We start from the raw sequence: 11427 nt of genomic DNA on the forward strand, positions 1-11427 counted from the left end.
TCATAGCCGGTCCGCCAGTTCGTCCGGGTCCGCGTTGTAGTAGAACATCAGGCTGCGAATGTCGCGGTGGCCGATCATCCGGGCCAGCTCCATGACGTCCAACTTCTTGGACAGCCGCCAGATGGCCTCCGCGCGGCTGTCGTGGAAGTGCAGGTCCTGAATCTGGGAAGCGTCCCTGGCGCGCCGCCAGAGGACGTCCTTGGTGGCCGGGTCTACTTCAAAGACGGTATCGCCGCCTCTTGGCATGAGGGCCAAGATTTCCCGCGCCCGTGCCGACAATGGGACCCGGCGAACGTCGCCGTTCTTCGTCCGGGGGAGGGTTACCGACTTCTCACCGACATCCGCCCAAACCATCCCCAGAATCTCACTCGTGCGCATGGCCGTTTCCAAGGCCAGCAGAAAGGCCAGAGCAACACGCTCTGAGGCTGTCTCAGGAGCGCCCCCGTCATATCCTAGGGCTAGCGTCACCCGGTCAATCTCGTCTTGGCTGATGCGCCTCCGGCGAGGCGGCGGATTGGGCGGCCGGTCCACGTCCTTCATAGGCGAGGAATCCAGCCAGCCCCAGTCCTTTCGGCACACCTTGAGGACCGATTGGAGCAAGTTCATGTCGCGCAGCACCGATGCCGGCAAGACCTCCTTCAGGCGCCGCTCGCGCCATTCCGCGACGTGGACAGGACGAAGTGACGGCAGGCGCACGGCGGCGAGCTTGTCGCGTTCTAGGGCCTTCAGGCGGGCAAGCTCCCAGCGCTGCCCTCGGTGCTTCGGGGCGACCTCCTTGGCGTATCGCCTTAGCGCGTCTCCTACGGTATGGTCCGGCAGTCGCTTCCCGACAAGCTCAGCCTCGCGCTGGGTTGCCCAAGCAACAGCCAGGCGCTTAGTGGGGAAGGTCTGGCTCTCTCGCGTACCGTCCTTGTATAGCTCGGCACGCCAAGACTCGCCTCGGCGTCGTATAGATGGCATGGGGAGATCGTGGCGTAATTTCTGGCGTAGTGGTGTCGGTTCTCAGCGGGGATAGGCTGAATGGGCAGGTGAATCAATTAGCCCGCAAGCCATTGATGACACTTACTATCTACGCATACCGGCTCACAGCGTGAGACAGTGGAATTTGACCCGAGACACCTATTTCCGGCACCAGCTTGAAACAAGGGCCCCGCTTTGGCGGGGCCTTTGTTTTGTGGCTGATGGAATGCGTCTGCCGGGTGCCCGTCACGCACCGACTTTCCGGTGATCAGGCGAGGCAACGGGAGCCGGTGGCCTTGCTATGAAAGGAAGAACTCGACTTTGCCGCAGGCGCTGCAGGCGTAGAGTTCGAAGCTCTCGCGGTTGACCAGCAACTCTCCGAGGTCGCCCAGCAGGAAGGGCGCCAATCGGGAGCCCTCGTGGAAACGTTTGATCCCGACGAGGGTCATTGGCGACTGGCAACGCAGGCACTGCAATACCCGCAAGGATTCGTGATGGGTTTCCTGGCTGCGGCTGAAGGCCGGATCGGGCGGTGTCCCGTCGTGGCCGGTGCCGCATTGCCAGCAGATATCGAATTCACCTTCGTTGCTGGCGTTGCACGATTTGCAGATCCACTCTGCCATGGAGCCTCCCTGGGTGACGGCGGTGTTTCCCGGGCATGGTAGTCCGCCACCGCCACGGCGAAAACCACCGCCACCGGCGGCCACCATGACCAATGGCCTACGGATCCGCCCGGATCCAGCCCGTAGCATCGGGCGGTTACCGCTTCGTGGAATCGCCGATGAAACCGCTTGCCGTTGCCGTCTCCCTGTCCCTGCTGGCGCCCCTGTTCGGGCTGGCCCCCTCCGCCGCGCGGGCGGATGAGGTTCCCGCGCCGAAGGATGTGCCGTTCAGCGGACAACTGCGCATCGAGGTGGACGCCACCGATCTGAACCGCCGCATCTTCCGGGTGCGCGAGACCATTCCGGCGCAGGTGGGTCGGTTGACCCTGCTGTATCCGCAGTGGCTGCCGGGCAAGCACTCGCCGGCCGGCCCGATCGAGAAGATGGCCGGGCTGGTGGTGACCGCCAACGGCCAGCGGCTGCCGTGGGTGCGGGATCAGTTCAATGTCTACGCCTTCCACGTGGAGGTGCCGGCGGGCGCGAACGAAGTGATTGCCGAGTTCCAATTCCTCTCCTCGCAGGGCGGATCGCAGGGGCGGGTGGTGATGACGCCGGACATGCTCAACCTGCAATGGGATTCCACCTCGCTGTATCCGGCGGGTTACTACAGCCGCAACATCCAGGCGCAGGCCTGCGTGAAGCTGCCGCAGGGCTGGTCCTACGCCACCGCGTTGACCACCGACACCCGCAACGGCGACACGGTCTGCTTCAAACCGATCCGCTACGACGACCTGGTCGATTCGCCGATGTTCGCCGGCAAGCACTACAAGCGCATCGATCTGGATCCGGGCGCGAAGCAGCCGGTGCATCTGAACGTGTTCGCCGACGAGGCCAAGGATCTGGACGCCAAGCCCGAGCACATCAAGGCGCACCAGGCGCTGGTCACCCAGGCCAGCAAGCTCTACGGCGCGCGCCATTTCGATCATTACGAATTCCTGCTCGCCCTCACCGACAAGCTGGGCGGCATCGGCCTGGAGCACCACCGCTCCAGCGAGAACAGCGGCGAGCGCGGTTACTTCACCGACTGGGACAAGACCTGGCAGGGACGGGATCTGCTGCCGCACGAGTTCAACCACTCATGGAACGGCAAATACCGCCGTGGCGCGGATCTGGCGACGCCGAGTTTCAACGTGCCGATGGGCGACAGCCTGCTGTGGCTGTACGAAGGCCAGACCCAGTTCTTTGGGCATGTGCTGGCGGCGCGCTCGGGTCTGTGGAGCCAGGAACAGGCGCGCGACTCGCTCGCGCTGGTGGCCGGCGTGTATGACCGCGGCCGGCCCGGCCTGGCCTGGCGCAACATCCAGGACACCACCAACGATCCGACCATCGCGTCGCGCCGCTCACTGCCGTTCCGCAATTACCAGATGAGCGAGGACTACTACTCCGGCGGGCAGATGATCTGGCTGGAAGTGGACGGCAAGCTGCGCGAGCTCAGCCACGACAAGCGTTCCATCGACGATTTCGCCAAGGCGTTCTTCGGCATGGACAACGGCGTGTGGGAGGTCAATCCGTACACCTTCGACGACATCGTCGCCACGCTCGATGGCATCGCGCCGTTCGACTGGGCGGGCTTCCTGCGTTCGCGCGTGGATGGCCACGGTCCGCTGATTGGCGGGCTGGAGGCGGCGGGCTGGAAGCTGGTCTACACGGACAAGCCCAGTGATGCGTTCAAGGCGATGGAAAGCGAGCGCAAGGACGCCAACCTGACCTATTCGCTGGGACTGTCCGTCAATGGTGCGGGCGTGCTGGGCGACGTGCGCTGGGATGGTCCCGCATTCAATGCGGGACTGGCGCCGGGCATGACCCTGCTGGGCGTCAATGGCCGCGAGTACAGCAGCGAGGCGCTGAAGGACGCGGTGACGACGGCCAAGGAAAGCAAGTCGCCGATCGAACTGGTGGTCAAGCGTTTCGACCGAATCGAGACCGTGCGCATCGCGTATTACGACGGCCTGCAGTACCCGCATCTGGAGCGCATCGCCGGCAAGCCGGATCGGCTGGCCGAGCTTTACAAGGCGCGCTGATGCGCCGGGGCGCGGCGGCGGTGTCGACCGCCGCGCCGTTCGATGCCGATCAGCGCAGTGGCAGGCAGATCGCCGTGCGCCATTCGCTGGGCGGCGCGCTGCGCGGGTCGTTGAGGTATTCCTCCATCACCGGCGCGTCGGCGGCTTCCTCGCCGCTGGCTGGCAGCCATTCGCCGAACAGCCACCGATAGGGACGATCCAGTTCCGCATACGGCCCCACGTGCACCAGCACCGCATAGCGGCCGCCGGCGATGGTCAGCGATCGCAGCGGCGCCTGTACGGCGTTGGCGGATGCGATTTCCACGCAGGCATCCGAGCGCAGCGCGTCGGCGGGCACGCTCTCGGGATCGTCGTAATACAGGCCGAAAGAACGCGCCTGCGGCGGCACGCCCTGGCCGGCGGCCCAGGCGGCGAGCTTCTCGAAGCTCGCGCCGATGTCCTGGTAGTTGCCGCGATGGGGCAACGCGGCGACGGTGATGTCGGGGAAGGTCTGGATGCTGACTTCGTACATGGGGAAATCCTCGGGTTCGGACAGGTCGGGGCGCGGCGGAAGGATCGCTTCCATGCCGCGCTGGCGGAATGCGCCCGGAGGAACGCCATAGGCCTGTGCAAAGGCCCGGTTGAACGCCGCCGCGCTGCCGTAGCCGCAGCGGCCCGCGATGGCCGACAGCGGGCGGGTGCCGTGCCGCAGTTCGACCGCGGCGCGGTGCAGACGCATGCGTCGCAGGGTATCGGCCACGGTCTCGCCCATCGCGCCGCGGTAGATGCGGTGGAAGTGATAGGGCGAAAAATGGCCGACCTCCGCCAGGTGTTCGAGGGTGAGCGGCTGGTCGAGATGCGCGACCAGGTGCGAGACGACCTTCTCGATGCGGTTGGCGTAGCTGCGGCGGGTGGCGGGGCGTTTCATCCGATGGGGGTGTTCCTGGGGACGCGGGGACAGCCTGCCGGGCCCGAATTGACCCAGGTTGCGCATTGTGCCGGTTGCTGGGGCGAATCCCCCTCAATCCCCCTTTTTTCAAAAGGGGTGGCGAAGGCGTTGGTTTTTCGTTGCCGTTCCTTTTCAAGCAAGTTCAAGCAAGTTGGATGTTCAAAAGTGGTGGGCTGACGTTTCCCGCCCCTCTTGACCAGCCATTGGGCGCTTGAAAAGCGCCTGAAAAAGCAACGGGTGGTCGCGTGGCGGACGACGGAGCATTTCCGTGGGATGTCATGGATGCCGGCCGCGTCTCCACCCCTGCGATCCCGCTCCGGTATCCTGAGCGCCTTCAGTTCGGCAAGGCGAGACGATGGCAAAGGCCAGGACCGCGTATGTGTGCAGTGAATGCGGCGCGGAATTCAACAAATGGCAGGGGCAGTGCGGCGAATGCAATGCCTGGAACACGCTGACCCAGATCGCGCTGGAGGCCGCCAGCGGTCCGCCGGCGACCCGCCGCAGCGGCTGGGCGGGCAAGGCCGACGCGCCGAAGATCACCGCGCTCAAGGACGTCCGTCACAGCGAGGAAGCGCGGGTGAGCACCGGCATCGGCGAGTTCGACCGCGTGCTCGGCGGTGGTCTCGTGGAAGGTGCGGTGGTGCTGGTCGGCGGCGATCCCGGCATCGGCAAGTCCACCCTGCTGCTGCAGGCGCTGGCGAAGATGTCGGCAAGCTTTCCGGCGCTGTACGTCACCGGTGAGGAATCATTGGCGCAGGTGGCCGGACGCGCGGTGCGCCTGGATCTGCCGCTGGACAACCTGCAGGCGCTGGCCGAGACCGGTATCGAAAACATCCTCCAGCATGCTTCCGCCGCGCGGCCGCGGCTGATCGTCGCCGACTCCGTGCAGACGCTGTGGACCGAGTCGCTGACCGCCGCGCCCGGTTCGGTCAGCCAGGTCCGCGAGAGCGCGGCGCGACTGGTGCGCTATGCCAAGGAAACCGGCACCGCGGTATTCCTGGTCGGCCACGTCACCAAGGAAGGCGGCATCGCCGGTCCGCGCGTGTTGGAACACATGGTCGACGCGGTGCTGTATTTCGAGGGCGAAAGCGGCAGCCGCTTCCGCCTGCTGCGCGCGTTCAAGAACCGCTTCGGCGCGGTCAACGAACTGGGCGTGTTCGCGATGGGCGAGAAGGGACTGAAGGAAGTCTCCAATCCTTCGGCGATTTTCCTGTCCGGCGGCAGTTCCCAACAGCCGGGCAGCTGCGTGCTGGTCACCCGCGAAGGCACCCGTCCGCTGATGGTGGAGGTGCAGGCGCTGGTGGATGCGTCGCCGCTGTCCAATCCACGCCGGGTGGCGGTCGGCCTGGAGCAGAACCGGCTGGCGATGCTGCTGGCGGTGCTGCATCGCCACGGCGGCATCGTGGTCGGTGATCAGGACGTGTTCGTCAACGTGGTCGGCGGCATCCGCGTGCAGGAAACCGCGGCGGATCTGCCGGTGCTGCTGGCGGTGCTGTCGTCGCTGCGGGATCGCCCGCTGGCCGACAAGACCGTGGCCTTCGGCGAGGTCGGACTGTCCGGCGAGATCCGCCCGGTACCCAACGGCGAGGAGCGCCTGCGCGAGGCGGCCACGCATGGATTCAAGCGCGCCATCGTGCCCAAAGGCAACGCGCCCAAGTCCGGCATGTTCAAGGGACTGGAAGTGATCGCGGTGGAGCGGCTGTCGCAGGCGCTGGAGGCGGCGGCGGAGTGAGCGGCGGCGCGCGCAGCGCGGGCTGCGCGAGTGCGGTGATCAGGCGCTGCAATCCATCCTCTTCATGCAGCGCGACCGGAATGTCGGGCGCGATGCCTTCGATCTCGTTGACGCCATTCGCGAGGAAGCGCGCGCAGTTGGGCATCACCACGTCGAACGGCGCCACGCGCAACGCGGTGCGACCGCCCCCGTCGACATAACCGCAGCCCGCCCCGAGCGTGCGTTCGCCGAGCACGATGGCGAACCGGTTCTGTTGCAGCCAGGCGACGAAGTCCTCCGACGCCGACGCGGTCCCCTGGTCGGTCAGGATGAACATGCGGCCATGCCATGCGCCGCGTCCGGACAGCCGCTCGCGTTCGCCCGCCGGAGCCAGCACCGGGCAGACCGGCTCGCCGTACCAGATCCGGTCGCGATCGCAGGTCGGTGCGACCCGGCGCGGCGTTGCTCGCTCCATTTCGCCGGGCGCCACCAGGGCGATGACTTCGCTGACCCATTCGCTGCCGCCGCCGTTGCCGGTCACGTCCACCAGCAATCGGCGCGCACCGTTGGCCTGCAGCATCGCCAGCGTCCGTGCGATTTCCGATTGCAGCCGGGCGCGCACGCGCAGTTGCAACGCGCGTTGGCCGATGCCGGCCTGGAATACCTGCCGGCAGGCGGCCAGATAGCGTTGCTCGCCGAACTGGGCGATGCGCAGCACGCCGACATCGCCGAAACGGCCGGTGGGGAAGTGCCCGCCAGGCAACGCGCGCCAGTCCGGCAACCGCGCGAAGGGCAGGGTGAAGCCGTGGTCGTCGTCTTCGTACCCGGCGGCTTCGCAGTCCGCGCCCGCCGGGGGATCAACGGGTTCGGTTGCGACTGGAGCTGAAGGGACGGGGAGCGACGGCGCGGGACCTTGCGCGGGTTGCAGCCGCAGGTGCGGATCGCCGAAACGCTGCACGAAACCGCGCAGCGCCAGGAAGGCGCGCACGCGTGAATGCGCGCGATTCAGCGCGACGGTGGTTTCCCGATCCAGCGCGGCCAGATCCAGTTGCCGGTGGGTGGCGATCCAGTCCAGGTTCGCGTAGCCCTGCGCCATGTCCCGCTTGAGCCGCTGGTAGTCGGCCAGCCAGGGTCGCGCGTCGTAGCTGGCCACGTCCCAGGCGATGGTGGCCAGTAAGAGCGCGATGACGGCCAGGCTCAGTCGCTTCAGCCAGCGCCAGCGGCGGGGAGGGCGGGAAGCGGGGTTGGATGCGGCCATGCGCGTTCATTCCTTGACGGCGGAAGACGCGACGATAGCGAGGGCCGATGCCGGCTGGCGGGCGGATCCGATGGAAGCCGGCGCCGGGCGATGAACCCGGTCGTGGCGGCGATGAAAATCGGGGGGATGCCGTCCCGCCCGCGATCAGGCGCGACGCAGCACCAGTTCCAGCACGAACTTGCTGCCGAAGAACGCCATCAGCAGCAGCGCCATCGCGAACAGGGTCCATCCCGCCGCCTTGCTGCCGCGCCAGCCGTAGCGCCAGCGCCCGACCAGCAACGCGCCGAAGGCCAGCCAGGACAGCACGCTCAGCACGGTCTTGTGGACCAGGTGCTGGGCCAGCAGGTTCTCGACGAACAGCACGCCGGTCAGCAGCGTGGCGGTGAGCAGGGCGAAGCCGACCGCGATGGTGCGGAACAGCAGGTCCTCCAGTTCGGTCAGCGGCGGCAGCGCGCGCAGCCAGACGTGGAACTGGCGCCGCCGCAACGCGCGCTCCTGGGCCCAAAGCATCACCGCCAGCAGCGCGGCGATGGCCAGGGTGGCGTAGGCCAGCAGGGCCAGCCAGGCATGCAGCTGCAGCCGCCAGTCCAGACCCGCGCTGGGCAGGTGGCCGTGCTGGTGATAGGCCAGCAGCAGCACCGCCGACAAGGGGAAGGCGACCACGCCCAGCGCCGCCATCCGTCCGCGCGCGCCAGCCAGCGTGGTCAGCGCGGCCATGCCCAGGCTGACCAGCGACAGCGCCGAATAGAAATGCATGTCCGGCCCGCCGACTGTGCGCCAGGCCACCAGCAGGTGGTAGCCGCCATGCAGGACCACCGCCGCCAGCGCGGGCCACAGCCAGCCGCGCCGCGTGTCCAGCGCCGATTGCGCGGCCGCGCGGACCAGCAGTGCGGTGGCGGCCAGGTAGCAGAGGACGGCGATGAGAACGATTGTCATCGGCGAAGTGTCGCATAGGGCCGGAACCGGGAACAGCGCGGAACCGGGCCGGAGCCCGCGTTGGGGGAGCACGAGGCGCGCCGGGCTATAATCCGCGTCCGTTTTTCCCAGGTTCCCGCCCCCCATGTTCGAGTCCCTCACCCAGCGTCTTTCCGGCACCATCGAGCGCCTGCGTGGCCGTGGCCGCCTGAGCGAGGAGAACATCCGCGAGGCGACCCGGGAGGTCCGCATCGCGCTGCTGGAAGCCGACGTCGCGCTGCCCGTGGTGCAGGCCCTGATCGAGCGCATCAAGGTGCGCGCGGTCGGCCAGGAAGTGCTCAAGTCGCTGACCCCCGGCCAGGCGCTGATCAAGATCGTCCGCGATGAACTCACCGCGGTGATGGGTTCGCAGGCGACCGACCTGAACCTCAACGTGCCGGCGCCGGCGGTCATCCTGATGGCGGGCCTGCAGGGCGCCGGCAAGACCACCACCGTCGGCAAGCTCGCCAAGCACCTGAAGGAACGCCGCAGGAAGAAGGTGATGGTGGTCAGCGCCGACGTCTACCGTCCGGCCGCGATCGAGCAGCTCAAGACCCTGGCCGAACAGGTGGACGTGCTGTTCTTCCCGTCCGACGCCTCGCAGAAGCCCGAAGCCATCGTGCGCGCCGCCATCGACGATGCGCGCAAGTCGTTCGTCGACGTGCTGCTGGTCGATACCGCCGGCCGCCTGGCGATCGACGAAGCGATGATGACCGAGATCAAGGCGCTGCACGCGGCGGTCAAGCCGGTGGAAACGCTGTTCGTGGTCGACTCGATGACCGGCCAGGACGCCGCCAACACCGCCAAGGCGTTCAGCGAGGCGCTGCCGTTGACCGGCGTGGTGCTGACCAAGACCGATGGTGACGCGCGCGGCGGCGCGGCGCTGTCGGTGCGCTACATCACCGGCAAGCCGATCAAGTTCATCGGCGTGGGCGAGAAGCCCGACGGCCTGGACGTGTTCCATCCCGAGCGCGTGGCCAACCGCATCCTCGACATGGGCGACGTGCTGTCGCTGGTCTAGCAGGTCGAACAGAACTTCGACCGCGAGAAGGCCGAGAAACTCGCCGCTAAGGTCGCCAAGGGCAAGAAGTTCGACCTCAACGACATGCGCGATCAACTGGAACAGATGCAGAACATGGGCGGCATCAGCGGCCTGCTCGACAAGCTGCCGGGCATGGGCCAGATCCCCGATCACGTGAAGCAGCAGGTCAGCCAGGGCAAGGAAGTGCCGAGGATGATCGCCATCATCGGTTCGATGACCAAGAAGGAGCGCCGCAACCCGGCGCTGCTCAACGGTTCGCGCCGCGCGCGCATCGCCCGCGGTTCCGGCACCACGCCGGCCGACGTCAACAAGCTGATGAAGCAGTATCAGCAGATGGAAAAGATGATGAGCAAGATGGCCGGCGGCGGCATGAAGGGGCTGATGCGCGGCATGAAGGGCATGATGGGCGCGCGCGGCGGCCTGCCGTTCCGTTGAGCCTGATGCCTCCTCCTGTGGGAGCGACGTCAGTCGCGATTCGATGGCGGTGGAACCTCCGGGATTTCGCGATTGAAGCCGCTCCCGCAACGGTGTTCGACAACAACGGTTGAGATGGAACCATGTCCATCGCCCTGCTCAACGGACAACCCGCCGACGCCGACACGCTGCGCGCGCTGGCGGTGGTGAACTATGGCCACTTCACCGCCATGCAGGTGCGGAGCCGGGCGGTGCAGGGCTGGGATTTCCATGTCGCCCGCCTGCAACGCGCCAACCGCGAACTGTTCGGCGCCGAACTGGCGCGGGAACGCATCGTCGGCGAGATCCTGGCCGCGCTGCGGGCCGGCCCCGCCGACGCCTCGCTGCGCTTCACCGTGTTCGCCCGCGATTTCGACTACCGCCAGCCGTTGCGGCCGGTGACGCCGGACGTGCTGATCACCCTCGGGCCGGCGGCGCCGGAAGACAAACCGGCACTGCGGGTGAAGTCCTACCCGTTCCTGCGGTCGCAACCTCACCTGAAACATGTCGGCACGTTTCCGCTGTTCCATTACCGGCGGCAGGCGCTGCTCGACGGCTACGACGACGCCCTGTTCGTGACGCCGGACGGCGCCGTCGGCGAGGGTTCCATCTGGAACCTGGGATTCTGGGACGGGGAAACGGTGGTCTGGCCCGAGGCCCCGGCGCTGCGTGGCACCTGCGAGCAACTGCTCCAGGCCGCACTGGCGAAGCAGGGCGTTCCGCAGCGGGTCCGCCCGGTCCATCTGGCCGAGGCAGGCAGCTTCCAGGCCGCCTTCGCCACCAACGCCAGCGGCCTGCAGGCCATCCTGGGCATTGATGGGGTCGTTTATGTGCAGGATCTGGCCCTCATGGCGCGGCTGAGGGCGGCCCTGGCCAGCCAGGCCTGGGAAATCCCCGCCTGAGGGGCGGTTTCCTTCCGCCGTTCAATGGCTTAGAATAGCCAGCTTACCTCGCCATCCTGGCGACTGGGCAACACTGGAAATCAAGCAATGGTCAAGATCCGCCTTACCCGTGGCGGCGCCAAGAAGCGCCCCTTCTACCACATCATCGTCACCGACAGCCGCAGCGCCCGCGACGGCCGCAACATCGAGCGCGTCGGGTTCTACAACCCGGTCGCCGCCGGTAACGAGAAGCGGGTCGAACTGGACGTCGCGCGCGTGCAGCACTGGATCGGCCAGGGCGCGCAGCTGACCGACAAGGTCGCCGACCTCTACAAGCAGGCCAGCAAGGCCGCCGCCTGATCCGCGGCGCGCCCGCGCCCCGCATCGCCATGACCGACGCGCCGCCGTCCGCCCCGCAGAAGCAGGTTCTGCTGGGCCGGATCCGCGGCGCGTTCGGCGTGCGTGGCGAGGTCAAGCTCGAGTCCTTCACCGAGCCGGCGGACGCGATCTTCCGCTACCAGCCGTGGTGGCTGCGCGGCGCGCAGGGGGCCGGTCGT

9 protein-coding genes and 2 pseudogenes are annotated in these 11427 nt (G+C 67.2%); 6 read left to right on the plus strand and 5 right to left on the minus strand.

Annotated elements, in window-relative coordinates; all coding sequences use genetic code 11:
- Window positions 1-696 carry a site-specific integrase gene (locus ACTHN1_RS08725; protein WP_440470560.1) on the minus strand — a complete coding sequence of 232 codons (696 nt, stop codon included), beginning with the start codon at window positions 694-696 and terminating at the stop codon, window positions 1-3.
- 563 nt (window positions 697-1259) lie between these two features.
- Window positions 1260-1583 (minus strand): hypothetical protein, encoded by a 324-nt coding sequence (locus ACTHN1_RS08730; RefSeq protein ID WP_440470561.1) that lies wholly within the window; start codon window positions 1581-1583, stop codon window positions 1260-1262.
- Between the two features lie 158 nt (window positions 1584-1741).
- Between ACTHN1_RS08730 and ACTHN1_RS08735 the strand changes: the two genes are divergently transcribed.
- Window positions 1742-3643 carry a M61 family metallopeptidase gene (locus ACTHN1_RS08735; RefSeq protein ID WP_440470562.1) on the plus strand — a complete coding sequence of 634 codons (1902 nt, stop codon included), beginning with the start codon at window positions 1742-1744 and terminating at the stop codon, window positions 3641-3643.
- A 49-nt stretch (window positions 3644-3692) separates the two neighbouring features.
- On the opposite strand, the gene ACTHN1_RS08740 is transcribed toward ACTHN1_RS08735, so the two are convergent.
- On the minus strand, window positions 3693-4550 hold the full coding sequence (locus ACTHN1_RS08740) for an AraC family transcriptional regulator (RefSeq protein WP_440470563.1): 858 nt from the start codon (window positions 4548-4550) through the stop codon (window positions 3693-3695).
- Between the two features lie 376 nt (window positions 4551-4926).
- Between ACTHN1_RS08740 and radA the strand changes: the two genes are divergently transcribed.
- Window positions 4927-6303 carry a DNA repair protein RadA gene (gene radA / locus ACTHN1_RS08745; protein ID WP_440470564.1) on the plus strand — a complete coding sequence of 459 codons (1377 nt, stop codon included), beginning with the start codon at window positions 4927-4929 and terminating at the stop codon, window positions 6301-6303.
- On the opposite strand, the gene ACTHN1_RS08750 is transcribed toward radA, so the two are convergent.
- Window positions 6239-7540 (minus strand): S41 family peptidase, encoded by a 1302-nt coding sequence (locus tag ACTHN1_RS08750; protein WP_440470565.1) that lies wholly within the window; start codon window positions 7538-7540, stop codon window positions 6239-6241. The two genes, radA and ACTHN1_RS08750, sit on opposite strands and share 65 nt — an antisense overlap.
- Before the next feature lie 144 nt (window positions 7541-7684).
- Entirely contained in the window at window positions 7685-8476 is a 792-nt protein-coding gene (locus tag ACTHN1_RS08755; RefSeq protein WP_440470566.1) for a cytochrome C assembly family protein, read from the minus strand.
- A 124-nt stretch (window positions 8477-8600) separates the two neighbouring features.
- Here ACTHN1_RS08755 and ffh point away from each other — a divergent pair.
- The 4 genes and pseudogenes from ffh to ACTHN1_RS08775 all read left to right on the plus strand — a co-directional run.
- Window positions 8601-9971: pseudogene (gene ffh, locus ACTHN1_RS08760) on the plus strand (signal recognition particle protein).
- Window positions 9972-10093: 122 nt separating this feature from the next.
- Entirely contained in the window at window positions 10094-10891 is a 798-nt protein-coding gene (locus tag ACTHN1_RS08765) for an aminotransferase class IV family protein (protein ID WP_440470567.1), read from the plus strand.
- Window positions 10892-10978: 87 nt separating this feature from the next.
- Window positions 10979-11230: a 30S ribosomal protein S16 gene (gene rpsP / locus ACTHN1_RS08770; protein ID WP_440470568.1), complete on the plus strand. Its 252-nt coding sequence runs from the start codon at window positions 10979-10981 to the stop codon at window positions 11228-11230.
- A gap of 29 nt (window positions 11231-11259) precedes the next feature.
- A pseudogene (locus tag ACTHN1_RS08775) lies at window positions 11260-11427 on the plus strand (ribosome maturation factor RimM); the annotation flags it as partial.

It is taken from the genome of Pseudoxanthomonas sp. (assembly GCF_051953815.1).
GTDB lineage: Bacteria > Pseudomonadota > Gammaproteobacteria > Xanthomonadales > Xanthomonadaceae > Pseudoxanthomonas_A.

What these genes read in the sequence shown, in the direction of transcription:
- ACTHN1_RS08730 (WP_440470561.1), bottom strand. Translation starts at nt 1,583, where the DNA reads ATGGCAGAGTGGATCTGCAAATCGTGCAACGCCAGCAACGAAGGTGAA.
- ACTHN1_RS08735 (WP_440470562.1), top strand. Translation starts at nt 1,742, where the DNA reads ATGAAACCGCTTGCCGTTGCCGTCTCCCTGTCCCTGCTGGCGCCCCTG.
- ACTHN1_RS08740 (WP_440470563.1), bottom strand. Translation starts at nt 4,550, where the DNA reads ATGAAACGCCCCGCCACCCGCCGCAGCTACGCCAACCGCATCGAGAAG.
- radA (WP_440470564.1), top strand. Translation starts at nt 4,927, where the DNA reads ATGGCAAAGGCCAGGACCGCGTATGTGTGCAGTGAATGCGGCGCGGAA.
- ACTHN1_RS08750 (WP_440470565.1), bottom strand. Translation starts at nt 7,540, where the DNA reads ATGGCCGCATCCAACCCCGCTTCCCGCCCTCCCCGCCGCTGGCGCTGG.
- ACTHN1_RS08755 (WP_440470566.1), bottom strand. Translation starts at nt 8,476, where the DNA reads ATGACAATCGTTCTCATCGCCGTCCTCTGCTACCTGGCCGCCACCGCA.
- ACTHN1_RS08765 (WP_440470567.1), top strand. Translation starts at nt 10,094, where the DNA reads ATGTCCATCGCCCTGCTCAACGGACAACCCGCCGACGCCGACACGCTG.
- rpsP (WP_440470568.1), top strand. Translation starts at nt 10,979, where the DNA reads ATGGTCAAGATCCGCCTTACCCGTGGCGGCGCCAAGAAGCGCCCCTTC.